Genomic DNA, 26,012 nt, shown 5'->3' on the forward strand with positions numbered 1-26,012 from the left:
TGTTATGAGCAGAAACGTCGTGCTGAAAATGCTCTCTCTGATACTTATTGGAGGGAGCATCTTTGCTTCGTGCCGGAAGCAGATTGCCGTGCAGAGTATACCGAATATGCCTGTGAACTATACCATCTACGACAATAGTGCACAGGCGATCAAATTGGCCAAGGAGGGGATGCTCTCTATCACGAATGTGGAGGTGGCGAATACCGCTATAGGCTATGGAGGGCTCTTGGTGGTGTCGAGGACGATAACACCTTCGGCCGAGGATCTTGCCTACGATCTCAGCTGTCCCTATGAGGTGAAACAGGATGTGAGGGTTAGGCCCTCTACGGACAATTCGTTCGCCGTTCGCTGTCCTGTCTGTGGCAGCGTATTCAATGTGGCTGAGAATGGCGGTGCTCCCATCGCGGGCCCTGCTGCCTCATCCAATTCGCCCAGAAGAATGCGTCAGTATCGGGTGATCCGCCAGCCCGATGGCATTCGTATTATCAACTGATGCCCGTCCCATTTTTTAATCAGCATCATATTGTCAATAAAAATCTGATGCTTAATTGGAAAAGGGAAAGTGCTAAAAATCCCGTAACCGAGTACTCCGGTTACGGGATTTTATTTGGTTTTTAGCAAGAGGGGGAACTTTCAAGTGTATGTTTCGGGAGCGAATACTTTGAGTGATCGGCCGTAAGTGCGGATTTCGATACGCTTGCCGAACATGACAGGATCGCCATCGAGGTGCATCACGCCCTCTGTCTCTCGCTCGATAATCAGGTTTTCCGCCTTGTAGGTGTCCAGATTGGAGTTGCTGTTGATACGCTTGGTAAAGAGTTGTAAGGCCAATTGTGGTGCTTCCAATGGATTGAACGGACGGATAATAACCACATCCATCTTGCCATCCTCCAAGTCGGCCGAAGGAGCGATATAGGCGTTATTGCCATATTGGGGCGCATTAGCACAAGTGACGAGGAAAGCTTTCTCCACAAAGGATTTGCCGTCTATCGTCAGTTTGTATTCTTTCGGCTCGTTTTGGAGGTAACTCTCGATCATGGTGCGCGCATAAGTGATAGGGCCTCGACTACCTGCTTGCGCAAACTTCTTGCTTACTTCGGCATCGAATCCCAATCCGCAGGTGCAGAAGAAAGGACGACTGTCCGCTTCACAGCAGTCGATAGTGCGAACATGTCCGGTCTTGATCACTTCGAGAGCCTTCCCGACAGTGAGCGGCAGCTTGAGGGCACGTGCCAGCCCGTTGCCGGATCCTTTCGGGACGATCCCCAGCACTACATCCGTATAGCGAAGGCTTTGGGCTATCTCGTTCACCGTTCCATCGCCTCCTACTGCAATGACGCAGTCGTAATGCTTCTCCACAGCTTGCGCTGCCAATTCACGTGCATGGCCTGCGCGTTGCGAATAGGTGATAAATAGTTCGTGAGGATCACGAGCAAACACATCGGCTATCAGGCTCGGTATATTGCTTTTTGATCCGATGCCCGATATGGGATTGATAATGGCCAGAATCTTCATGTTGGGGCTTGTCTGCTTAACGGTGTGTTTCCATTCTCTTTTCCGCCAGAAGCTCATATCGGCTTCCCGGCTCGCCATAGTTGCAGAATGGCACGATGCTGATACCTCCGCGAGGAGTGAAGTCGCCCCACACCTCGATATAGCGAGGTTGCATCAGGGCGATAAGATCCTTCATGATGATATTGACACAATCCTCATGAAAAGCACCATGATTGCGGAAACTGAACAGGTAGAGTTTGAGGCTCTTACTCTCTACCATCTTAACGTCCGGAATATAGTTGATGTAGATGGTGGCAAAGTCTGGTTGGCCTGTGATAGGGCATAGGCTTGTAAACTCGGGACAGTTGAACCTTACCCAATAGTCATTCTCCTGATGCTTGTTGGTGAATGCCTCCAAGACTTCGGGGGCATAGTCGTTGCGGTATTCTGTTTTGGAACCAAGGAGCGACAGTTCCTTTTCTCCTTCTCTTATGCCGGTCATACGAGTTCGTTCTTATAATGATTATGATACAAAGGTATTGTTTTGGTGCCAAAAAGATGGCTGCATCTTTTTCTGCTGAAAAATTGCCGAAAAGACTCTGCGTTTTGGATGTTGTCCTTTTTCCCTTTCGTACGAGTCAGAGCAGTTCGCGATAGAGCTGTAGCATACGAGAGGATACTACTTCACGCGAGTAGTGCCTGAGGACAAAGGAGCGACAAGCTGAAGCAACAGCTTCGGGGGAGGTTTCTTGTAGGGTAATGGTCTTGGCTATCCCTTCTGCCAAATCGGATGGATCACGAAAAGCGGCCAAATATCCGGTACTGCCCGATACGATCATCTCCGGTATACCTCCTACACGAAAAGCCACACAGGGAGTACCGACGGAGAGAGCTTCCATAATAGTATTAGGGAGATTCTCCTCCAAAGAGGGCGTTACAAAGAGATCGGTGGCACGGTACAATTCGGCCATTTGGCTTGGCTCACGAATATAACCGACCGGAATAAGGTCATAATCGGGAAAAAGACTTCTCACCTCATCGCGGAGAGAACCGAATACGACAAGAGTGATTCGTTTGCTTAAGTCCGGCTGTTTCTCTCGAAGTCTTTTCATCGCTTGCGACAGCTCATGTATCCCCTTGCGAGGATCATCCGCCTGTACAGCTCCGAAGAGAAGCAATACTCTGTCTGTCGGCAAATCCATTATCCGGCGAGCTTCCGAACGTGAACCCGGGGCAAAGAGATTCGTGTCGATGGGATTCGGTATCGATTCGATTCGTAGCCCATGCGTCAGTGCGCTTTGCCGTGCCAAATCAGCCAACCAATGGCTACAACCGATAAGTGTAGGCCTGAGTAGGGACATTACTCGGGATTTTCTATTCCATACAAGACGAGCCAAATCTTTCTCCTTTTGGGAGGAAATCTGAGGACAAGCACCGCATTCGGTTTGGTATCGCAGGCACTCTCGGGCATGGTGACAAACTGCTGTCACAGGCCACATATCGTGCATCGTCCATACCACGGGTTTGCCACAGCGAGCAAAACGCTCCAGCCCTCTCAGTGAGAGGAATCCCTGATTGATCCAGTGCAGATGGATGACATCCGCCCAGCGTACCCACGGGTGGCGACTGACATCATAGCCGGTGAGAGCCGTACTGACATGAAAGAGGCGGCTTCTATCCCGACCGTTGTGCATGTAAATATGAAATCGTTCGGCTAAAAAACGGTATCTGTCGGCTGTTTTTCCACATCGTCCGCCATGTAAAGCCATTATATCGGGGTTTATCGTATCGCGGTTCAATACCAACATCCTGACTTCGGCTCCTGACTCCTGTAAAGTTTCCATCAAGCGCATGGCAGCTACAGCTGCTCCGCCTCGTGCATCGGATGTATTCAGCAAGAGGATTTTCATCGGCTAAGCAGGGATAGCAGCGGGACTATAGCTTGTTCGAAAGTAAACGGCATGAGAGAAGGCCGAAGGCTGTCGCCACAGAAAGGTGTGATGCTTGCAAGCAGATCATTGCACGCTTGAGAGAGAGCATTCGGCTGCATGGGGGAGAAAGTACGTCCGTTGCTTTCTGTAATCAGGCAAGATGCCCCGGCAATATCGCTGCAAACCACAGGAACGCCTGCTATGAGAGCTTCGTTTACGACCGAACCGAAACATTCGCGCGTACTCGGTAATACGAGACAATCGGCTTGCGTATAGTAGGCATAAAGCTCTGCTCCCTCCTTTTTCCCCGCAAATACGATTCGTTCCGGATAGCCTGTAGCTTGCGCTTGATTCATCAGGATTGACTGCATCGGACCATCACCGACGATAACGAGATGAACGTCGTTGGGTAGGGTGGAAAGACTATCGATCAGTGCCGGCAGGTTTTTCTCCTCTGACAAGCGTCCCACATACAGCATCATTCGAGTACTGTCGGGGACGAGATCATGCCTCAGATCTCTGCCTATACCGAAGGCCTGTTCATAGAGGGGTCGCAGTACTTTCTCGTCCTGTAGGATCGGGAAGAAGACGAATCGCTCCCTATCCAGTGTGGCGAAGCGAGAGGCATAGAGATCGCAGGCACGGCTGTCGCATAGAATAACGCCGTCCACGTAGGAGAGCATCCGGTGCTTGAGACCTCGACCGTAGCGCAGCTCTGCTTCTGCCATTTGTTCATTGTCATCGCACAATACATACAGCTTGGTTTTCGGACTGAACAGGCGACAGGCAGCAGCGAGGGTCAGTGTCAGGAGATTGAATTCGCTACAGAGCACGACATCGGGACGAAGACTGCGAACCAATGATGCGGCATAGGGACGAAAGTTTTTCAATCCCGGAATTTCCGGAGCGGGAGGAAGTACACTGCTTTGAAAGTGAACACGCTTAGCCAGTTCCCCGGCATCGAATCGCTGTTCTATAGGTGATGCAAATTCGAAGTAGATATGTGCGTCGAAAGCTGCCGACAGAGTATTGAGCAGTTCGATACGGTAAGGAGCAAGGGCGCGGTGAATGACAAGCAGTCGTTTGGGCGGATTCATTGCCTTTTTCTCTTATAACTACCCAACAAAGGTAATTCATTTGTCGAACGGCATTTCTGTCGGACAGCGAAGAAAGGTCTGTAGTGTGTGTTGTACTGACTATTGGAAATCACAGCCAAGGAGCTCGGGAGGATTCCTTGGCTGTAGTAGATCGAGAGTCCTGTGCGAAAAATGGGCTTCTTCGGAATGAATCGGGATAGGGTAGGGCTTTGGCCTAAGAGCTTCAGCCCGATCGATACGACTGCTCAGCTCTTTTCCGAAGTCGGAGCCTCTACCACTTCGCCGAAGAGAGTGGCCGAAGAAGCATCCTTGATTCGTACATAGATGTATTGTCCCACGCGGTGACCGTTTTTGTCGAAAATCACTACCTTGTTTTGCTGAGTACGGCCGAATAGCTGTTCGCGCGATCGTTTGCTGAAGCCCTCTATCAGCACTTCGAAGATCTTGCCTATGTCCCTCTTGTTGCTCTCCTCGCTCAGACGATTCTGGAGGGCTATCATCCGATCCAGACGGGATAGCTTTACCTCTTCGGGCACATCGTCTGCGAGGTGGCGAGCAGCATAAGTACCCGGCCGTTCGGAATACTTGAACATGAAGGCAGAGTCGTAACCCACCTCTTCCATCAGGCTTAGAGTGGCTTCGAAGTCTTCCTCCGTCTCCGAATGGAAGCCACAGAAGAGGTCGCTGCTGATGGCGCAGTCCGGTATGGCCCGGCGGATGGCTGCTACCCTGTCGAGATACCACCGGCGCGTATAGCCGCGCTTCATGACGCGGAGCATCTTGTCGCTTCCGCTCTGTGCTGGCAGGTGTATATGATTGCAGATATTGCGGTATCGTGCCATGACGGCAATGGCCTCGTCGTCCATATCCTTGGGGTGAGGAGAGGTGAAGCGTATGCGCATGTCGGGCACAGCTTCGGCCACTGCTGCGAGCAGATCGGGGAAGCGGATGATCCGCCCGTTCTGTTCGTATCGGTAGGAGTTTACATTTTGCCCCAACAGTGTTACCTCGCGGAAATTTTTGGCTTTCAGATCCCGTACTTCGTTGAGGATGCTCTCTATTTCGCGGCTTCTTTCCCGGCCTCGTGTGTAGGGTACGATGCAGTAGCTGCAGAAGTTGTTGCAGCCTCGCATGATGGAGACGAATCCGTTGATATGCACGCCACCCATTTTGAGCGGCATCACGTCTTTATACGTTTCCTGTGTGGATAGCTCCACGTTGATGGCTTTCTCTCCCTGTTCTGCTGCTCCGATGAGGTTCGGCAGGTCGAGGTACGAGTCGGGGCCGGCCACCACATCCACATGATGCTCGCGGATCAACTCCTCCTTGACGCGCTCGGCCATGCAGCCCAATACTCCTATAACGAGACGGGAAGAGGCCCGTCTTTTCTTTCGTAGCGAATGGTAATATGCCAGTCGGTTCAGCACTTTCTGCTCGGCATTGTCCCGTACCGAACAGGTATTGACCAGGATCGTATCTGCCTCTTCTACGTTGTCTGTGAGGCTGTAGCCGTCCATCTGCATTATGGATGCTACCACCTCACTGTCGGCTACGTTCATCTGGCAGCCATAGGTCTCGATGTAGAGCTTGCGCTCTTGTTTGTTCTCGGCGGATTTAGAGTCCGCTCCGATTTGTTCGATCATGCTTGTATGTTATATCAAATTGTCGTATTATCTCGATTATTACCGACAAAAGTTTGTAAAACTACTTCGTGTTCATTATGTTTGTGATGGAAAAGTAAGATTTTTCATAGTTAAGGTTTTGGTTAATTTGGGAAGGAGTGAGTCGTGAGACTCGCTCCTTTTTTGTTTTGATACTCTTGTCTATCGCCCCTTGTCGGAATTTGTCGATATTCTTCCCTCTATATGAAAGAGTTTCAGTATTTTCGCAGGCAGCAAAGTTAATCGATTTCAACAACAACCAATTAAGCAATAATAATACGTACTATGGCTCTAAGATTTATCACTGCGGAAGAAGCAGCGGAGTTTGTGCATCACAACGACAATGTCGGCTTTAGCGGTTTTACCCCTGCAGGCAACCCCAAGGTAGTACCTGCAGCAATAGCCAAACGGGCTATTGCAGAGCATGAAAAAGGCAATCCCTTCAAGATCGGTATGTTTACCGGTGCCAGTACCGGTGCCCGGTTGGACGGTGCTTTGGCACAGGCCGATGCTGTGAAGTTTCGCACTCCATATCAGTCCAATAAGGATCTGCGCAATCTTATCAACAATGGTAGCACTTCCTATTTCGATCTTCATCTCTCCACCTTGGCTCAGGATCTGCGCTATGGCTTCTATGGCAAGGTGGATGTAGCCATCGTAGAGGCAGCGGACGTTACCGAAGACGGCAAGATCCTGCCTACTACGGGTGTCGGTATCCTTCCCACCATTTGCCGTTTGGCAGACCGAATCATCGTGGAGCTTAACGACAAGCACCCGAAAGAAATCATGGGCATGCACGACTTGTGCGAACCTCTCGATCCGCCTGCCCGTCGTGAGCTGCCTATCTATAGTCCTTCGGATCGTATCGGCAAGCCTTATGTGCAGGTGGATCCGGCCAAGATAGTCGGAGTGGTGCGCACGAGCGAACCCAACGATGAGAGCGATTTCGCACCCCTTGACCCTGTAACGCAGGCTATCGGAGACAATGTGGCTGCCTTCCTCGTGAGCGAAATGAAAGCCGGACGAATGCCCAAGGACTTCCTTCCCTTGCAAAGCGGTGTGGGCAATGTGGCTAATGCCGTCTTGGGAGCATTGGGCGACAATCCCGAAATACCGGCTTTCAACGTGTACACAGAGGTGATTCAGGATGCCGTTATCGCTCTGATGAAGAAAGGACGTGTCAAGTTCGCCAGCGGATGTTCGCTCTCTGTGAGTCGCTCCGTGATACAGGATATCTATGCCAATCTGGATTTCTTCAAGGACAAGATCCTCCTTCGTCCGCAGGAATACTCCAACAATCCCGAGATCGTCCGCCGATTAGGTGTCATTACCATCAATACGGCTCTCGAAGCGGATATTTTCGGCAACATCAACTCTACGCACGTTAGCGGTACCCGTATGATGAACGGTATCGGAGGTTCGGGCGACTTCACTCGCAATGGCTACGTTTCCATCTTCACCACACCATCCATCATGAAGGACGGCAAGATCAGTTCTTTTGTCCCGATGGTAGCGCATCACGATCATAGCGAGCACTCCGTGAAGATCATCATTTCCGAATGGGGCGTTGCAGACTTGCGAGGCAAGAACCCACGCGAGCGTGCTCATGAGATCATCGACAAATGTGTGCATCCCGACTATCGTCCCCTCCTCCGCCAGTATCTGGAGCTTGGAGTCAAAGGACAAACACCGCAGAATCTCGACTGCTGCTTTGCTTTCCATCAGGAATTGGCCAAGAGTGGCGACATGCGCAATGTTCGCTGGGAGGACTACATGAAGTAATCAGTCGATCGGAGGATGCTTGTACCCGCTTTGTCGAGTACGAGCGCACATAAGATCCCGACATTTCAGTCAGATACTAAGGCATCCGCCTGAGTTCGGTCGCGAACTTGGGTGGGTGCCTCTTTTTATTTTATCTGTCGAAGAAGCCTTTTCGGCTTCTCGTTTTATATATAGAACGCTTTACAATCTATATATTAAATGAAAACGATTTATATACAAATCGAAAATGATTTATATATAAATTGAAAACAATAAATATATAAATCGAAAACGGTCTATATATAAATCGTTTCCCAACCTCTTTTCGGCTGTCTTCCGATCTCTTTTCAGCCGTTTCTACTCTTCCATTCAGTCGCTTATTTAGAATCATTCTAAACACCAATTCGTCGTTGAAAACTTTTTTGGTGCAAGTTTTAATGCTTACCGGAAGGCTGTTTTGCCTGTTATGAGATCGAAAATCATAAAAGATCCCTTGTGCAACTAAGGCTTTCTTTGCATATTTGCAATTGTGAAAACCAATTTACTAATATGTAGATATTAAGACTCTGCACTTATTATGAATGAGGAGCTGCCAAAAACTATCACCTCAAGACAACTTGTCAGGATGCTGAAAGATGCTTCGAGAGGATCGAAAGGGTTGGGAGAAATGAAATTTTGTTTCCTGATAGGAGCGGGAGCCTCCATCTCTTCCGGTATTCCCTCGGGAGCAGATATGGCAAGGAAATGGATTCAGGATATAGAAGAGGATTGCGGTAAAGACGATTTTGCAAAATGGAAGAATAAGGTTGGAATTTCAGAGAACAATGTGGGAGAGTTTTATCCACAGATCTATGAAAAACGTTTTGGCCATATCCCTGAATCCGGTTACGATTGTATTAGACATTATATGGAGGATAAAGAGCCATCTCTTGGCTACCTTATTTTGGCTAATATCATGGTGAGAGAAAAGCACAATGTGGTGATCACGACCAATTTCGACAATCTTTTGGAGGATGCCATTCGTACTTATACCCAAGAAAAACCCTTCATCGCCGGTCACGAGGCTTTAGCCGATTATGTGCCCAAACGCAGTGATAGAGCCATTATTCTGAAGGTCCATCGGGATTTGTTCTTACAGCCTTTTTCCGATCGGGAGCATACAGGAACCATACAAAAAGCTTGGGAAGACATATTAGGAAGGTTTCTTTCGGATTATCATCTGATTGTACTCGGTTATGGAGGGAATGATGGAAGTTTGATGAATTATTTGCTCAAACTAGAAAATAGAAAGCCTATTTATTGGTGTGTTCGCAATATAGATGAGGGCACTTCGACTCCGGAATCCTTACGTGACAGTTTATCTCCTAAGACTAAAGAATTGCTCAAGAATGATGGTTACGTTGTTCCGATAGATGATTTTGATAAGTTTATGTACAATTGTTACGCTGCATTGGGCTATAAATTCCTTGATGGAATAGAAAAGATAGAGAGACCGGAATTCGTGCATGAACTACTAATGTCAAATTATGCGCGAATTGAGAAAATCCAAACACAGTTGAAGCAGCTTTCACAAACGGAAGAAAAATTGTCGAAAGAAAGTTTCCAATCGATCAAAAGCTTTTTGCCTGCTTCTTGGATGTGGATACTGAAGGCCAATCAAAAGAAAGATATAGAAAAGAAAGACAAGATCTACCAAGAAGGTATTGCCAAGTATCCTCAAGATGCGAATCTATTGGGAGATTATGCCAATTTCTTACATACTATTCGTCACGATTACGACCAAGCCGAGATGTATTACAAGCAAGCATTAGAGGCAGATCCGAAGAACGCAATTACTCTTGGCAATTATGCCGTATTCTTAAATACTATTCGCCACGATTATGACCAAGCTGAGGCATATTACAAGAAGGCATTAGAGACAGATCCGAAGAATGCGAATAATCTTGGGAATTATGCCTCATTCTTACATACTATTCGTCAGGATTACGACCAAGCCGAGGTGTATTACAAGCAAGCATTAGAGGCAGATGCGAAGAATGCGAATACTCTTGGGAATTATGCCTTATTCTTAGAGAATATTCGTTGCGATTACGACCAAGCCGAGGCATATTACAAGCGAGCATTAGAGGCAGATCCGAAGAGAGCGAATACTCTTGGAGCTTATGCCTTATTCTTAGAGAATATCCGTCACGATTACGACCAAGCCGAGGCATATTACAAGCGAGCATTAGAGGCAGATCCGAATCATGCGAATACTCTTGGCAATTATGCCTCATTCTTACATACTATTCGTCACGATTACGACCAAGCCGAGGCGTATTACAAGCGAGCGTTAGAGGTAGATCCGAAGAATGCCAATGCTCTTGGGAATTATGCCGTATTCTTAAATGATATCCGCCATGATTATGACCAAGCCGAGATGTATTACAAGAAAGCATTAGATGCTGATCCGAATCATGCGAATACTCTTGGTAATTATGCCTCATTCTTACATATTATTCGTCACGATTACGACCAAGCTGAGGTGTATTACAAGCGAGCATTAGAGGCCGATCCGAAGGATGCCACTGCTCTTGGTAATTATGCCTTATTCTTAGAGAATATTCGTTGCGATTACGACCAAGCCGAGGTGTATTACAAGCGAGCATTAGAGATAGATACTAATAACGCTAATAAGCTTGCCAACTATGCTCATCTTCTTATTACGTATCGTGAGGATCTCAAACGTGCTGATAGTTTGATCCGTCAAGCATTCGAGAGTGCCGATAATAACGAAAGGATGAAACCCTTGCTGGCCGAGTTATGGTTCTACAGATATGCGCACTATTACGAGGAATGGGGAGCCGAGGCGGAAAAAGAGCTGACAGCTTTGTTGAATGCCGGAGCGAAATCCATCGGCTGGAACTTGGCCCCGGATATTGAGCTGGCTCGGAAAAACAAGCATCCGCATATAGAGCGGGTGGAAGCCTTTGCCAAGGCATTGACAGAGGAAGCGTAGCAGGCTTTTGGCTGCATTGCCATTCGCTATTTACTTCGTTGGAACAAAATGCGGATATCCTTGTTCCATATTTGGGTTGCTCATGATTGAGGCAATTCGCTTCGGACAGAGGGCATAACGAGGAGGGAGGAAGTCTTTTTCTCCTTTGGTATAGTATGCTTCGCCTACTATCCTATCCCATACCCCTTTGGGGTTCATGGGCTTGAGGGGTGGTGAAAAGTAGCGTATCTTGCTCTTTTTTCGTTAATTTGCAATTTGCAACAAAAAACAGCCTCCTCCGGAAGCTCGGAGAAGGAGTCGGTTATCGCTTTTTGTCATAGGTAAGAACTATCCAAATCATAATAATAACGAACGGACTAATCTAAATGGAAAAGAAAAGAGTCTACACCTTCGGCAATGGGAAGGCCGAGGGAGAAGCAGGGATGAAGAACCTGCTCGGAGGTAAGGGTGCCAATTTGGCCGAAATGAATCTTATCGGTGTGCCGGTGCCTCCCGGTTTTACGATCACGACAGAGGTTTGTCAGGAATACTATACATTGGGCCGAGACAAAGTAGTGGAACTGCTGCGTGGCGAAGTAAACGATGCGATCAGAAATATCGAGGGACTGATGAAGTCGAAATTCGGCGACACCGAGAACCCTCTTCTCGTATCCGTACGTTCGGGAGCGCGTGCTTCCATGCCCGGTATGATGGATACGATCCTCAACCTCGGTCTGAACGACGAAGTGGTGGCCGGTATCGTACGCAAGACCGGCAACGAACGATTTGCCTGGGACTCTTATCGCCGCTTCGTGCAGATGTACGGCGACGTGGTACTCGGCATGAAGCCCACAAATAAGGAAGACATAGATCCGTTCGAAGAAATAATCGAGAAGGTCAAGGAAGAGAATGGTGTACACTTGGACAACGAACTCTCCGTAGAAAACCTCAAAGACCTCGTATCCCGTTTCAAGGCAGCCGTAAAGGCACAGACGGGCAAGGACTTCCCTCTCTCCGCCGAAGAGCAGCTTTGGGGTGCTATCATGGCCGTGTTCGACTCTTGGATGAATGAGCGTGCCATCCTCTACCGTCGCATGGAAGGTATCCCGGCAGAATGGGGTACGGCCGTGAACGTACAGGCCATGGTATTCGGCAACATGGGCGAAACTTCGGCTACCGGAGTGTGCTTCTCTCGTGATGCCGGTAGCGGTGAGGATCTCTTCAACGGGGAATACCTCATCAACGCTCAGGGCGAGGACGTTGTGGCCGGTATTCGTACGCCTCAGCAGATCACGAAGATCGGATCGCAACGCTGGGCCGAAAGAGCCGGTATCGCAGAAGATGTGCGCGTGGCTCAGTATCCTTCCATGGAAGAGGCCATGCCCGAAATCTACAAGGAGCTGGATACCCTGCAGCAGAAGCTGGAAGATCACTACCGCGATATGCAGGATATGGAGTTCACCGTACAGGAAGGTAAGCTCTGGTTCCTCCAGACCCGTAACGGTAAGCGTACGGGCTCTGCCATGGTAAAGATCGCCATGGATCTCTTGCGTCAGGGTGTGATCAGCGAGGAAGAAGCCCTTATGCGCATTGAGCCTAACAAGCTGGACGAATTGCTCCACCCCATTTTCGACAAGTCTGCTCTCCTTAGAGCACGCGTGCTGACCAAGGGCTTGCCTGCTTCGCCGGGTGCCGCTACGGGTCAGATCGTATTCTTCGCCGACGATGCCGCTCAGTGGAAAGAGGATGGCAAGCGTGTGGTGATGGTGCGTATCGAGACTTCGCCCGAAGACTTGGCCGGTATGTCTGCCGCCGAAGGTATCCTGACGGCTCGCGGAGGTATGACTTCGCATGCAGCCGTAGTGGCCAGAGGTATGGGCAAATGCTGCGTATCGGGAGCAGGTGCATTGAACATCGACTATAAGGCACGTACCGTAGAGATCGATGGAACCCTCTTCAAAGAAGGCGACTACATCTCCATCAACGGTTCTACCGGTGAGATATACGAAGGACAGGTGGAGACGAAAGCCGCCGAAATGGATCAGGACTTCACCGATCTGATGGCTTTGGCCGATAAGTATGCCAAGCTGAAAGTTCGTACGAATGCCGATACTCCTCATGATGCCGAGATAGCTCGCAGCTTCGGCGCCGTAGGTATCGGTCTTTGCCGTACGGAGCATATGTTCTTCGAAGGCGAGAAGATCAAAGCCATGCGCGAGATGATCCTGAGTGAGACGGCAGAAGGTCGCGTACGTGCTTTGGCCAAGATCCTGCCTTATCAGCAGGAAGACTTCAAGGGTATCTTCCGTGCTATGGATGGTTTCCCCGTGAATGTACGTCTCCTCGATCCTCCCCTGCACGAGTTCGTACCTCATGATCTGAAGGGTCAGGAGGAGATGGCTCAGATGATGGGTGTGGATGTGAAGATGATCCAGAAGCGTGTGGAAGACCTGATGGAGCACAATCCCATGCTCGGCCACCGCGGTTGCCGTCTGGGCAATACCTATCCGGAGATTACGGAGATGCAGACGCGTGCCATCCTCGGTGCTTGCTTGGAGCTGAAGAAGGAAGGTGTAGTCTGTCTGCCTGAGATCATGGTGCCTCTGACGGGTATCCTCCATGAGTTCAAGCATCAGGAAGAGGTAATTCGTGCCACGGCTGCCAAGCTGTTCGAAGAGAAGGGCGACAGTGTGGAATTCCAGGTAGGTACGATGATCGAAGTACCGCGTGCTGCCCTTACGGCGGACAGAATCGCTTCTTCGGCCGAGTTCTTCTCATTCGGGACCAACGACCTTACGCAGATGACTTTCGGTTACTCTCGTGACGACATCGCTTCGTTCCTCCCCATCTACCTCGACAAGAAGATCTTGAAAGTGGATCCTTTCCAGGTACTCGACCAGAAAGGTGTAGGCCAGCTCGTAAGAATGGCTACGGAGAACGGCCGCAAGGCTCGTCCCAATCTGAAGTGCGGTATCTGCGGTGAGCACGGTGGTGAGCCTTCGTCTGTGAAGTTCTGCCACAGAGTGGGATTGAACTATGTATCCTGCTCTCCTTTCCGTGTGCCCATCGCACGATTGGCAGCAGCACAGGCCGTCATCGAAGAAGGCAAGTAAGACAAGAATACGTCAGCCTCTTTTCCGCCTTTGTGCAAGGAGGCTGACGGCTATCAGTCTATAGTGGAAAGAGCAAGTCCGGTTGTCGGGCTTGCTCTTTCTTTTTTATTCCTATTCTCTCTCCTCTCTCCTCTCCGAGATTCATCCTGAGCATACTCTCCTCCCTCCTTTTTTGCACTTAACTCGATATGGAAAGTGCAAGGACTCACTAGCAGTACAGGTCCGAACATCTGTCGATAAACCTGCGTGCCGGGTATGGTATGGAAAACAAGCTGCCTACACTGAATCATCTGTATCCGGACAAGATCTACCGTGACTTCATGGTACTGAATGCCTATATGCAGAATCCCGAACTGGATCATCTCATCACTTATGCTTATATCCACAATCCCGAGAATCCGATTATCAGGGAGAATCGCAATGTCAAAAAAGAGATCGGTATAGATATGACGTACAAGCGGTTCAACTTCTCTCTGATGCTCTTCCACGAAGAATCGCGAAGCGGTTTCGCGTATTTCGACTCCTATCTGCCGATAGCCTTCGATCGCTATACCAAGCTGATAGCCCCTCTGCAAGGACGGACACCACACGATGAGCGGAACGCTACGCCCCTTTGCCGGTATAGCCTATGACCATGTCGGATCCAAATTGGATTTTGGACTTTCGATTTCGGCTACTTATCGAATGGTGCTGACGCATTCGTATAAGATTCGTATCATCCAGAAGGAGCAGCTCGACTATCAGCTGGCCTATTTGCCCTATGCCTATCGTAATAGAGAAGGCGTGGAGGTTCGCTCTTCTCTGTACGTCTCGATTCCGATGCGGAATACCGATCGCCTGATGGCAGAGCTGCGGTTGTATGGCGACCTGATGAAAAGAAAGGACGGTATAGCCTATGGCAAAACGCCCGGTGTCATCTCACATATCCTGTCCGATCCGCAAGCCGAACGAACATCCGGCCATACCATCGGGGTTATCTGCAATATCTCCTACCTCTTCTAAGCTTTCTGTCGGATAACTCGATCCGATAGCCGAAGATGATAATCAAAAAATAATCTGCGATGGGTGTATGCGAATGGTATGCCCCAAGGGGAGCATGGCATTGATCAGCAGTATTTCTTCTGCTTTTTTGAGGTCTTCGATTTGCAGGTCTACCGGCCGTATTTGACCCGTTTGGAGCAGATACCGGCGTTGTACGCCTCCTAAGAGAGGGATGCGTGGTGTGAGAAGTTCTCCTCCCATACGTAGAAGAAGGTTGGTGTAGGATGTGTCTGTCAGGAGTCCGTCGCGTAGGATAATAATCTCATCGGCTTCTCCTTTTTGCAAGAGAAGAGCTTCGAGAGGCGAACGGTCAGCCTGCTTCAAATGATAGTCCAAATCGGCTGGGGCCGTTACGATACGCAGGGAGGATATTTGGCGTGGCGTATAAGGTGAAAAGGAAACGTCCGAAATCCCCTCCTTACCGTATAGAATACGACATTTGGCTATTCCATGCATCAATTCCCGAGGGCATAGATTCGTCAGGCAAGGCATTTCCGGTAGAGGAAAGCCCTTTTCGTCGCATGTGCGACTCATTCGTTCCCGATGGAGCGCAAGCAGATAGGGCAGGCCGTCTTCGATGCGGATGGTTTCTATATAGCACATATCCGATCAGAATGGCAGATATACCTTTTGTTGCGTTTCGCGGTATTCATCGTCACAGCGGCTGTTGATGGTGATACCACCGCCACTGCGAAAAAGGTATTGGCCATCGGGAAGCTGTTCGATGTAGCGAATCATTACAGCCGAGTCGAAGCTACTTCCATCGAAATAACCGAAAACACCTGTGTAGAAGCCTCGTTGCTGCCCCTCTGCTTCCCGTATAGCTTCGATAGTAGCCTCCTTGGGTGCTCCGCTGATGGAGCCGGCGGGCAACAGCTCTTGGATAATGGAGCCGAAACACTTCTCTTTATCCGCAGGGAGTGTCCCCGTGATCTCCGAACTCATTTGCAGCAGTCGTCCCTTGTTCGTGTGGAGTTCATCCAGATAGCGAAAGCGAGAGACACGCACGTGATGGCTGACTCGGTTCAGATCGTTGCGTAATAGGTCTACGATGGTGCGATGTTCGGCCGTTTCTTTATAGTCGGATAGCAGGCAGCCGGCGGCATCCGGCAGGGAAGCATCTATCGTCCCTTTCATCGGGTTGGTGGAAATCTGTCCTTTCTCTATTTTGACAAATCGTTCCGGACTGAAACAGACCAGTCTTCCGGGAATCAAGAGCTTGTATGAGGCACGGCTGCGGCTGAATACCTCCTCAAACGTGATGTTCATCTCTATAGGTGTAGCAATGGTGAGATTGGCCAAGAAGCTATCGCCACGCATCAGGGCTGTGCGAATCCGATCGAAACGATGTCGGTAGGTCTCCAATGATTCGGGGTGGGGGATAAAAGTTACGGGAGCCTTGCTCTCATTCGTATCGGTATGCGTGGGAGCATTTCCCTCTCCTCGTACGTCGAATAGGATTTCTTTTTGATTCAGCGGTTCGGAGATGAAGATCCCCTCATTCATCTCAAAGTCTATGGCAAACAGAAATGCTTGTCCGGATCGGCCGGATTCATCCATTCGCCTGATCGTTTCCTCTGCCTTAATTAGAAAGGGGCAGCCAGCCCCATAAGCCTTTGTCATATTAGCCTGATGCCGTTGTGATGGAGAATATCCTCAATTTATATCCCTATGGTGCTATCGCTTTTCGGATCGGGTATTCTCCTTTTTCTCGGCAAAGATAGGAGGTATATGCTGTATTAGCGCGAGTTCGATCTATCGTAACGGGGGAAATACGTCCCAAAAAATCTGTAATTGTGGTCTGTGTTTCCTGAAAAAGTGGAACCGCAATTTTTTCGTTGCGGCGCGTAAATTTTTTGCTTCCCGCGCCACAATCAAGAAATTTTCGCGCCACGTTTTGGGGAGTGTCAAACGGGGAAATTTTGGCGCGTGACCTGTGCTGAAAGAAAGATAGGAGAAGCTTCCCCGATAGACGATACTGGTAATGTCGGCTACGACCAATTTACATGGACGCTTGGGCACGAACTTGGCTTCCATATTGAGTGGATCTTCACCCAAGTCACAGGTCAAAAGATTGTACGAGATGAGATATGAGTAAGCTAATGAAAAAGAAATTCAAAATAAAATTCATTTTAAACTGAAAAACTGATACAAAAACAAATATGAATAACTAACTTCGCAGCGTTAATTCGATATGATTCTTCAAGTTAAGCATATTTCCAAAGCTTTTGGAGATCACCACGTCTTGGATGGAGCTTCTCTATCTCTTGAATTTGGACAAATCTCCGTGCTGATGGGGGCAAATGGATCGGGTAAAACGACTTTGTTTAATATCATCTCTGGATTTCTCAAGCCAGATGCAGGAGATGTATATTTGAATGATAAATTGATAAAGTCTCTCAGCCCGTACGAGATTGCTCGCATCGGACTATCTCGTACCTTTCAAGACATGCGGCTCATCAGCAAGCTAAGTGTCCGAGAGAATGTCCTACTTGCATTCTCGCAGCAGCGTGGCGAGGCTTGGTGGTGTGTATGCTACCCTAACCGAGATGAAGAACAACATCTCGAGCGCAGAGCCGACGAGATACTACAGACCTGCTTCATCGAGGATGTGGCTGGCAGTCTTGCTGGGCAAATCTCCTACGGGCAGCAGAAGCTCCTCAATCTGGCTTGCTGTTTGGCGGGCGATGCGCCAATCTTGCTCCTAGACGAGCCAGTAGCTGGAGTCAATCCTAGGTACAGAGACTTGCTGGCTCAAGTTATTCTTGGGCTGCGCGCCTCAGGCAAGGCACTGCTCATCATTGAGCACAACCAAGACTTCATTGAGCTCGTGGCTGATAAGATCCTATTCCTCAATGAGGGAAAGATCTCGGAGTATGAGAGCTATAAGGCTTTTAGAGAGAATGAAATCGTCCAAAATGCCTACGTATGAGTACACTTCTAGATATTCGTCATATTAACTCGGGCTACGGGCAGAAGCAAGTCCTCCACGACATATCGCTACAGATCGGGGAGGGTGAGGTCGTGCTATTGGCGGGCTCCAATGGCTCGGGGAAGAGTACACTCTTCAAGGTTATCTATGGTTTGCTAGAAGCTTGGTCGGGCGAAATATCCTTTGAGGGGGCCTCGCTTCAGTCACCACAGCTACATACACCGGTCTCTCGGTTGATCGGCAGAGGACTGATGTATATTCCTCAAAAGGGAGAATTGTATGGGGATATGAGCGTTAGAGATAATCTATACTGCTCCCTTCTGCACCTCGGGGGCAAATCCGAGATCGACCGGCGTATGGAGGAAGTTCTCGAGCAAATGCCACTCCTCAAGAACCGATCGAAACAAACAGCAGGACGGCTGAGCGGTGGCGAGCGTAAAATGCTAAGCTTAGGGATGGTTATGGCCAATAAGCCTCGTCTTCTGCTCTACGATGAGCCTCTTGCCGGGCTTAGCGAAGACAACACAGAGCAGGTACTCGACTATATCCAAAAACTCAAAGTACAGGGAACGAGTATCGTGCTCATCGAGCACCGCATTCGAGAGCTCATCGATCACGTTGATCGAGTCCTCGGGCTTAGGCTCGGCACGCTATATACTGGAGATTTAAGCACATTAGATAACATCAAACAATTCATCGTATGAATATGAACAAGAATAGAAAAACACTGCTAGGGCTCATCCTTGTAACCCTCGTTGTAGCAGTAGGCTACTTCGTTTGGAGAAATAGCCAAGAGAAAACTCCTTCAGACAAAGAGAAAATAAAAATCGGGGTAATTCTTCCTTTGACAGGAGGAGGAGCTATTTATGGAGAAGATATCAAAAAGGGTATTGACTTAGCTTTTGCAGAGTCTCCCATTAAAGACAAACTCGAATTATTGTTCGAAGACGACGCTGCATCACCCAAAGATGGAGTCAATGCCTTGAATAAGCTAATTGCTCAGGATGTCAGCATTGTGATTGGTGCAGTAATGAGCTCTGTAGCCAATGCCATGCTCCCCATAGCAAATAAGAATAAGACGCTCCTACTTTCACCCAAAGCCACAGACCCTAAGTTGGCAGCAGATGACTACTTCTATCGAATTTGGCCAACAGATAGCATTGATGGCAAGATTTCGGCAGCTTATATTTGTGACAGTCTACGACTTAGCAAGATTGCTGTCTTCTATCCTAATGGCGATTATGGAGTGGGAATAACACGAGTATTCACTCAAGAAGCTGAACGAAGAAATGCTAAGATTGTCTATAGTCAAGGGTATGATGCCAGTAATCAAGACTTTAGAACGCAATTGCAAAAAATCAAAGAGGCTAAGCCCGATGTCCTTTTCTTGCCTTCGTATATCAAAGAACTATTGCCAATACTGAAACAAATAAATGAGTTGGAATGTGATTTCTTTATTTCTGGTGTCAGCAGTTACAATGAAAAGTCAGTAGTAAATAGTGCCTCCAAACTCGTAGATCGAACCTTTTTTACCTACCCTATGTACACCTCTTCGAATGCTAGCTCATTTAGCTCTTTGTTTAATGTGAAGTTTGGTACTATACCTAATGCTTTCTCTGCCGCAGGTTATGATTCTTTCAAGCTAATAGAAACTGCCGTAAGAGATTTGAAACAAAGGGGAGAAGCGATCAATGGTACAACTCTACGAGGCTACTTTCAAACGATGAAGCCATATAAGGGAGTAACAGGAACTCTACAGTTTGATCCCAACGGAGATGCCGCAAAAGAAATGAGAGTAATTTGGCTGAAAAACATATAAGATCTGATTTCTATGAAAAAGGAGTATTTCGAGAAATGCTGTAATAGTGGAGATAATAAGGAAGTCCACTTATTTCTCAAGTATATAAAGCATAATTATCAGGAATATGTTGTAATAGGCCTACTTTTCGTACTTTTCAATATATTCACTTCCTCAACTGACTGGGGTACCCTAAATGGATGGCAAGCTTGGTTTAAAGCCTGCTTTAATGTGCTTAAAGATGCTTCCTTTCAAACATTATGGATTGCTATCCCTGTGTATATTCTAAGCAGGACAAGAGTAGTCGTTAAGGAACAAGAAGAATTGCATAAAGAATTTGCCACCAAAGTAGATTTATTGGCGGAGCAAATTCATAAAGATCTATTGACCTATGTTGAAAAACAGGCTAGGGAACAGAAGGTAGTTCAGGAAAAATACGATGCTAAAGTAAATGATTTGGCGAAACGAATTCATGACGATCTACCAACTCTAACTTCTCTCATAACACAAGAGAAGGGGTTTGAGAGTAAACTTCAAAAGATTCAAGATATCCAAGTTCCTGGCGCACGTTGGATATATTCCAAGTTTATTTCAAGTCTTTTAGAAAAAAGCTTTTCTTCGTTTACGATAAAGATGCCTCCATTGGAGTATTCAAGTTTCTCTGGCGAATTGTTTGAATTATGTCAAAAGTCAATTTACCTAACTGGATCAATGAGGCCTAGTGAGTGGTTGAAAAGTCTTGTGAATACTTCATCACTAGGTAGCCGGGATGCAAATGCAGTAAACAGAGATCATTTTTTTAACAATAAGCTCAATATAGATCAATTTCGACTTATTGTAGGGAAAAAAATCATTCAATAACTCTGAAAAATAATACTACAATTGGTGCTGATAATAAATTTAGGGTAGTTTGTTTAAATGATTATGACTGGAAACACTTATTTATATCAGAAAGGAGTATTGATGCGTATTATGATATTAATGCACCTGAGGATATTAAGCATTCGTATTTTAGAATACTAGCACATAGAGATTCCACTTTTAATCCTTTTGAATACGAATATGCACTTTACGATAATGAATTATTGCTTAAGTATCACAAGAGGGATTTTATGCTTACTCTTATTTCCAAAGAGGGGAACAACGTTAATGGGAGGAATAACCAGGAGTTTGATGCCGTAAAAGACTTCTTTAGTTCCTATATCAGTTTAATACAAGATAAAACTAGAGATGATTTAGGGGATTTGAAGGGGTACACGTACATAAAGGAACAAGTGCGGATTAAAAAACTACAACTCTTAGGGGATATATTTAATAATAAAAACAGGTTGCCACATAAACTATCTTACTTATATAGTGGTGGATTAAAGTGGGAAGAATATGTAAGTAAAGATTCCACAAAATATAAGTCATTTGCTACGCAGGCTGTAGAAGATGGTGTTAGACATTTCTTCGGTAGCCAAGGAGGAATTCAAGAACTCGAGATTATAGAAATTGGTGCAGGGACAGGAGATAAAACCATACAGATATGTGATATACTAGCCCATAGAATAGAATCATATACACTTTTAGATATAAGTAATCAGCTGCTTGATAAAGCACAGTCTAAACTTTATGGACGTATGCCTCGCCTTGAAGAAGAGCAAAAGTCAAAAAAAATACTGCTAGATTGTTGTTTGGAAGAGAATGAAGAACGATTTCGTCAAGCTATTCAAAGAAAAGATGTATTTATTCTAAGCAATAGTACTCTGCTAACCGAAACTGGCTTTAACTGGAGAGTTCTTCGGAAAGCTCAGAAAATATTTATCACTATAGACTTACTTGTAAAAACAGAAAAAGAGAACGAAGATTTGAAAAATGCGCTCGAAGATTATCTCGTGGCTAAAGAACTACTGCTATACCCATTAAAAATATTCGAGATTCCTCTTGAGGAGAATATTTCAGATAAATTATTCAGTTCAGACTATGATAATGAACACTCTGTTTTTCGAGTAAAATTTAATTTAAAGAAGTACTTTGATACCCGTCATATAGACTTTGGCGAACTTAAAAATTTCACTGAAGACAATTTAATACCTGAGATACTGGATACAGAAGAGAAGGACGAAGAAAAAAGGAGGAAGCTTAATCATGCAATTGAGGATAAAAACAAGAAAATTGGGAGGAGGAATAAAATAAGACAGGAAAAAAACGTGAGCTATCTCAATCAAAGAGAAAGATTTAGGGAAATCGAAGACCTAGTTGTATTGGAATCTCTCAAGTTCAAATACGATAAGGCTAATCACGGGAAAACAGAAACGGAGATAACAAACTATTTTAAAGATTTGGGTTTTTCTACAGAAGTGAAATTATTTGAATATGAGGATGGCAATAAAACGGAAGCTTTTGCTGCTATATTACTCACGCCATGTAGAAGATAATTATGTCTCAACTTTTGCTTAATACATTATTCAGTTGCTCGCTTTATGCACTCTTGTGCTTTAGCTTTATTTGTGTCTATTTTACTTGTCGCTTCTTTCACATTGCCCACGCTATATCTTTGACTTTGGCGGCGTATATGGTTTATACGGCGAGTGTGCTTTGGGGAGTATCGCTTTGGTTGGCTGTGCCGCTGGCTATTGCGGTTGTCATTTTGCTGATGCTGGGGATTAACCAGTGGGTATATCGTCCGCTGAAGCGACAAGGGCTTGAGAGTTGGCAGATGATGATCGCTTCGCTGGGGTTGTATGTGGTGCTGCAGAATGTGATCTCCATGATTTGGGGAGATCGTACGCTGAGCTTTAGAACGTGGGAGATCAAGGTCGGGCACGAATTTATGGGGGCCTACATAACCGATGTGCAGATCATCACGATCGTGAGTTCCGTGATCTTGTTGCTTCTTAGCTACCTCTTCATGCAGCGTACGCACATTGGGCGTCAGATTAAGGCCGTAGCCTCCAATCCTGAGCTCAGTCGCGTTTTGGGGATTTCTGAGACCAAGGCCATAGCTTGGAGCGTGGGAATTGGCACTGGGCTAGCCGCCTGTGCAGGGGTTTTGATTGCAGCCGACATAGATATGACCCCGACGATGGGCTTCAACTGGCTTCTCTATGGCGTGGTAGCCATGATCATTGGGGGAATGGGGCGGATGCGCTACCTCCTCCTTGGTGCCCTCCTGCTGGCTACAGCACAGCATCTATCGGCCTACTATATCGATAGCAAATGGATGAATGCCACGGCTTATATCATCTTGATTGTATTCCTCTACTTTCGTCCATACGGCTTTAGCGGTAAGCAACTCAAAAAAGCAGAGATCTAATGGAGTATTTGCTGCATCTGTTTGTGCTGATCTGTATCTACACGATCTTGGCGCAGTCGCTTAGCCTAGTGGCAGGGTGTAGTGGTCAGGTATCGCTGGCTCATGCGGGCTTCTATGGTTTGGGAGCCTATACGACTGCTCTGATGTCGATACACTGGGGGACACCTGCGATGTTGAACATTCCAGTGGCGATGTTGCTCTCGGGAGGGTTAGCCTGGATTGTAGCTCGTGTGGCGGCCAAGACCGTCGATGACTACTACATCATCATCACTCTGGGTATTCAGGTTGTGATCTACTCAATCATGAATAACTGGCAGAGCGTAACTCATGGTCCCTTGGGGATCCCCGGTATCCCGGCTTTTGCCATAGTGCCAGGCGTGGAGCTGGAGAGCAAGATTGCCTATTGCCTCCTTGGGGTGACCTTGGTGGCTCTGGTGTGGGGTGTGCTACATCGGTTGATGCATTCGCCCTTTGGCCGAGTACTCATTGCGCTCAGCGAAGATGAAGTCTACACGAAGAGCTTAGGTAAAGATGTAGCAGGAGCCAAGACCGTTTCTTTTGTGATCAGCGGGATGTTGGCCTCTATCGCAGGGGTACTCTATGCGCACTACATCAGCTATATTGATCCTAGTAGCTTCACGGTGGATGAGTCTATTTTTATTCTAAGTATTGTGATCATCGGAGGAATGAGAAATTTGTGGCACATCTTTTATGCGGCGGCTTTCTTGGTCTTACTTCCCGAAGCCTTACGTTTTGTCGGGATGCCCTCATCTGTGGCGGCTAATATGCGTCAGATTTTCTATGGTCTGGCTTTGATCTTGGTTTTCTATCGTATGAGAACTGCAAAACCGAAGCTCTTCCTTAAAGTGAAGACTCAAAGAGATACGGAAGATAATGGCTGAGGTTTTTTCTGACTTATGTATGTAAATGCCTTCCTATCGTTGGTGTCTTTCTGCCGGAATCTTTTCACTGTAAGAATATATACAGTGGAACGGGCGACTCCGAATTTATGGATATGGAATAAGACAGAGAAAAAATGGTAGCTTTGTTCCGGTTTCAACAATTGACAATGAAAAACTATGCTTAAGAAAATCTTTTCTGTACTACTCGTTTGCTCGGCAGCGGTAGTCATCTCTTCCTGCTCCGGCAAATTACGTCCTGTGACTGCCGATTTGGTAAAGGCTGAGCCACAACCACTCGAAGTCGTGGGAAGCAAAGTGCCTGTGACCGTGAGTATCGCTTTTCCTGCCAAGTGGTTCAATAAGAAAGCCGAACTTACAGTGAAGCCTGTGCTGCGCTATGCTACAGGTGAATCATGGGGACCTTCATTCCTTTTTCAGGGAGAAAAAGTACTTGGCAATGAGCGCGTAGTCAGCTATGACAATGGTGGCAATCAGCAGCTCGTATTCTCTTTCCCTTATAAGCCGGCCATGGACAAGAGTGAACTCTTCTTAACCTTCGAAGCCAAAGTAAAAGGGAAGAAAATAAATCTTCCGGATCTCAAAATCGCTGATGGTGTAATCAGTACGGAAGCCTTGGCTTCTGCTCTTAATGCATCGGCGGCAATCGCTCCGGATGCATTCCAGCGCATCATCAAGCAAGCCTATGATGCAAATATCATGTTCCTCATCCAACAGGCACAGATTCGTGCACAAGAAATCAACAAGGGTGAGGTGAAAGACTGGAAAGACTTGGTGGCCAATGCCAAGGATGCTCCCAATCAGGATGTAACGGTGGAGGTACAAGCCTACGCTTCTCCTGATGGCGGTGTGGAGCTGAACGAAAAGCTGTCCGAGCAGCGCGAGAAAAATACGACCACTGCTCTGAAGAAACAATTCCAAAAGAGCAACATCAAGGATGTAGAGATCAATGCACACTATACGGCACAGGACTGGGAAGGCTTCAAGCAGCTTGTGGAGAAAAGCGATATTCAGGACAAGGAACTTGTTCTGCGTGTTCTTGCCATGTATCCGGATCCCGAGCAGCGTGAGCAGGAGATCAAGAATATCTCTACCGTATTCAGACAGCTGGCGGATGATATCCTGCCCCAACTACGTCGTTCGCGCCTTATCGCCAATGTCGAGATCATAGGTAAGAGCGATGACGAGATCAAACGTCTTGCAGCTCAGAACCCCGGCCGACTGACTGTGGAGGAACTGCTCTACAGTGCTACTCTGCTCGAATCTCCTGCTCAGAAGGAAGATATTTACAAGGTGGCTACTCAGATCTATCCGAATGACTATCGTGCTTATAACAATATCGGTATGATGCGTTATCGCAGCGGCGATTTGGAGGGCGCTCGTACTTGGTTCCAAAAGGCTGCAAGCGTGAAACCCAATGCAGAAACGGATATGAATCTTGGACTATTGGCTCTCAACGAGGGTAATGTGGAGCAGGCTAAGCAGTATTTCGGCTCGGCTGCCAATGTGCCCGAATTGGGCGAAGCTCTTGGCTTGCTCTATTTGCAAGAAGGCAATTATGCTCAGGCTGTAGCGGCCTTCGGTAAGACCGAGAGCAACAATGCTGCCGTGGCCAATATCCTCAATCGCGACTACAACCGTGCACAAGAAATCTTGAACGGGATAAAGAATCCCGATGCCACTACTTACTACCTCATGGCTGTTGTGGCTGCACGTACAAACAATTTGGATGGTGTGGTAAACTCTCTTCGCGAGTCTATCAGCCTCGACAGCAACATGATGAAGAAAGTTGCTACGGATCTGGAGTTTGCCAAATATGCAAACGACGGAGGTTTCAAGTCTCTGCTCCGCCGCTAAATAGAAAAAAGAGCCCTTAGGCTCTCCATAAAAGTGAAGTGCACCCAAAAAGTTAGACATAAAACTTTTTGGGTGTAATTTATTTATGAAGTATAGTTTTGCAGAGAAGTTCAATGTCATAAGTGAAATAAT

At 47.2% G+C, this 26,012-nt stretch carries 23 protein-coding genes; 15 read left to right on the forward strand and 8 right to left on the reverse strand.

The window, feature by feature from the left end:
- The first annotated feature begins 4 nt into the window (after positions 1-4).
- Positions 5-493, forward strand: coding sequence for a hypothetical protein (locus tag HQ49_RS08575; protein WP_235290102.1), 489 nt, complete (start codon positions 5-7; stop codon positions 491-493).
- A 140-nt stretch (positions 494-633) separates the two neighbouring features.
- Here the strand turns inward: HQ49_RS08575 and HQ49_RS08580 are convergent, their stop codons facing one another.
- From HQ49_RS08580 to miaB, 5 genes are all read right to left on the reverse strand, one after another.
- Positions 634-1,515, reverse strand: coding sequence for a diacylglycerol/lipid kinase family protein (locus HQ49_RS08580; protein WP_026292280.1), 882 nt, complete (start codon positions 1,513-1,515; stop codon positions 634-636).
- A 16-nt stretch (positions 1,516-1,531) separates the two neighbouring features.
- On the reverse strand, positions 1,532-1,996 hold the full coding sequence (queF, locus tag HQ49_RS08585; RefSeq protein ID WP_018965513.1) for a preQ(1) synthase: 465 nt from the start codon (positions 1,994-1,996) through the stop codon (positions 1,532-1,534).
- A 136-nt stretch (positions 1,997-2,132) separates the two neighbouring features.
- Positions 2,133-3,404: a glycosyltransferase family 4 protein gene (locus HQ49_RS08590; RefSeq protein ID WP_039419525.1), complete on the reverse strand. Its 1,272-nt coding sequence runs from the start codon at positions 3,402-3,404 to the stop codon at positions 2,133-2,135.
- Entirely contained in the window at positions 3,401-4,522 is a 1,122-nt protein-coding gene (locus HQ49_RS08595) for a glycosyltransferase family 4 protein (RefSeq protein ID WP_039419526.1), read from the reverse strand. The genes HQ49_RS08590 and HQ49_RS08595 overlap by 4 nt, the downstream gene beginning before the upstream one ends.
- Positions 4,523-4,767: 245 nt before the next feature.
- Entirely contained in the window at positions 4,768-6,165 is a 1,398-nt protein-coding gene (gene miaB / locus HQ49_RS08600; protein ID WP_039419527.1) for a tRNA (N6-isopentenyl adenosine(37)-C2)-methylthiotransferase MiaB, read from the reverse strand.
- A gap of 303 nt (positions 6,166-6,468) precedes the next feature.
- Between miaB and HQ49_RS08605 the strand changes: the two genes are divergently transcribed.
- The 5 genes from HQ49_RS08605 (at position 6,469) to HQ49_RS08625 (ending at position 15,036) form a co-directional block, all read left to right on the forward strand.
- On the forward strand, positions 6,469-7,965 hold the full coding sequence (locus HQ49_RS08605; protein ID WP_018965508.1) for an acetyl-CoA hydrolase/transferase family protein: 1,497 nt from the start codon (positions 6,469-6,471) through the stop codon (positions 7,963-7,965).
- 556 nt (positions 7,966-8,521) lie between these two features.
- Positions 8,522-10,942: a tetratricopeptide repeat protein gene (locus tag HQ49_RS08610; RefSeq protein WP_039419529.1), complete on the forward strand. Its 2,421-nt coding sequence runs from the start codon at positions 8,522-8,524 to the stop codon at positions 10,940-10,942.
- Between the two features lie 365 nt (positions 10,943-11,307).
- The gene (gene ppdK / locus HQ49_RS08615) at positions 11,308-14,034 is read left to right on the forward strand and encodes a pyruvate, phosphate dikinase (protein ID WP_039419530.1); all 2,727 of its coding nucleotides are present in this window, start codon (positions 11,308-11,310) and stop codon (positions 14,032-14,034) included.
- Positions 14,035-14,294: 260 nt separating this feature from the next.
- Positions 14,295-14,666: a hypothetical protein gene (locus tag HQ49_RS08620; RefSeq protein ID WP_039419531.1), complete on the forward strand. Its 372-nt coding sequence runs from the start codon at positions 14,295-14,297 to the stop codon at positions 14,664-14,666.
- Positions 14,626-15,036, forward strand: coding sequence for a hypothetical protein (locus tag HQ49_RS08625; protein WP_235290104.1), 411 nt, complete (start codon positions 14,626-14,628; stop codon positions 15,034-15,036). The genes HQ49_RS08620 and HQ49_RS08625 overlap by 41 nt, the downstream gene beginning before the upstream one ends.
- Before the next feature lie 42 nt (positions 15,037-15,078).
- Here HQ49_RS08625 and HQ49_RS08630 read toward each other — a convergent pair whose 3' ends face one another.
- The 3 genes from HQ49_RS08630 to HQ49_RS12285 form a co-directional block, all read right to left on the reverse strand.
- Entirely contained in the window at positions 15,079-15,678 is a 600-nt protein-coding gene (locus HQ49_RS08630; RefSeq protein WP_039419534.1) for an aminotransferase class IV, read from the reverse strand.
- Positions 15,679-15,684: 6 nt separating this feature from the next.
- Positions 15,685-16,662, reverse strand: a complete 978-nt coding sequence (locus HQ49_RS08635) for an aminodeoxychorismate synthase component I (RefSeq protein WP_080745584.1) — start codon at positions 16,660-16,662, stop codon at positions 15,685-15,687.
- Between the two features lie 168 nt (positions 16,663-16,830).
- On the reverse strand, positions 16,831-16,947 hold the full coding sequence (locus HQ49_RS12285) for a DUF1661 domain-containing protein (RefSeq protein WP_235290106.1): 117 nt from the start codon (positions 16,945-16,947) through the stop codon (positions 16,831-16,833).
- Between the two features lies 1 nt (position 16,948).
- Between HQ49_RS12285 and HQ49_RS12290 the strand changes: the two genes are divergently transcribed.
- The 9 genes from HQ49_RS12290 (at position 16,949) to HQ49_RS08680 (ending at position 25,880) form a co-directional block, all read left to right on the forward strand.
- On the forward strand, positions 16,949-17,008 hold the full coding sequence (locus HQ49_RS12290; RefSeq protein ID WP_235290107.1) for a hypothetical protein: 60 nt from the start codon (positions 16,949-16,951) through the stop codon (positions 17,006-17,008).
- A gap of 261 nt (positions 17,009-17,269) precedes the next feature.
- Positions 17,270-18,007: an ABC transporter ATP-binding protein gene (locus HQ49_RS08645; RefSeq protein ID WP_039419538.1), complete on the forward strand. Its 738-nt coding sequence runs from the start codon at positions 17,270-17,272 to the stop codon at positions 18,005-18,007.
- The gene (locus tag HQ49_RS08650) at positions 18,004-18,711 is read left to right on the forward strand and encodes an ABC transporter ATP-binding protein (protein ID WP_052073474.1); all 708 of its coding nucleotides are present in this window, start codon (positions 18,004-18,006) and stop codon (positions 18,709-18,711) included. Before HQ49_RS08645 ends, HQ49_RS08650 begins: the two co-directional genes overlap by 4 nt.
- A complete protein-coding gene (locus HQ49_RS08655; RefSeq protein ID WP_039419539.1) occupies positions 18,708-19,826 on the forward strand; it encodes an ABC transporter substrate-binding protein in 1,119 nt (372 codons plus the stop codon). The genes HQ49_RS08650 and HQ49_RS08655 overlap by 4 nt, the downstream gene beginning before the upstream one ends.
- Before the next feature lie 12 nt (positions 19,827-19,838).
- Positions 19,839-20,666 (forward strand): hypothetical protein, encoded by an 828-nt coding sequence (locus HQ49_RS08660; RefSeq protein WP_039419541.1) that lies wholly within the window; start codon positions 19,839-19,841, stop codon positions 20,664-20,666.
- Positions 20,667-20,917: 251 nt separating this feature from the next.
- On the forward strand, positions 20,918-22,225 hold the full coding sequence (locus HQ49_RS08665; protein ID WP_152569164.1) for a class I SAM-dependent methyltransferase: 1,308 nt from the start codon (positions 20,918-20,920) through the stop codon (positions 22,223-22,225).
- A gap of 2 nt (positions 22,226-22,227) precedes the next feature.
- Entirely contained in the window at positions 22,228-23,103 is an 876-nt protein-coding gene (locus HQ49_RS08670; RefSeq protein ID WP_080745583.1) for a branched-chain amino acid ABC transporter permease, read from the forward strand.
- A complete protein-coding gene (locus HQ49_RS08675; protein ID WP_039419545.1) occupies positions 23,103-24,005 on the forward strand; it encodes a branched-chain amino acid ABC transporter permease in 903 nt (300 codons plus the stop codon). The genes HQ49_RS08670 and HQ49_RS08675 overlap by 1 nt, the downstream gene beginning before the upstream one ends.
- A 177-nt stretch (positions 24,006-24,182) precedes the next feature.
- On the forward strand, positions 24,183-25,880 hold the full coding sequence (locus tag HQ49_RS08680; protein ID WP_039419547.1) for a hypothetical protein: 1,698 nt from the start codon (positions 24,183-24,185) through the stop codon (positions 25,878-25,880).
- The last annotated feature ends 132 nt before the right edge of the window (positions 25,881-26,012 follow it).

It is taken from the genome of Porphyromonas gulae, from assembly GCF_000765945.1.
Taxonomy (GTDB): Bacteria; Bacteroidota; Bacteroidia; order Bacteroidales; family Porphyromonadaceae; genus Porphyromonas; species Porphyromonas gulae.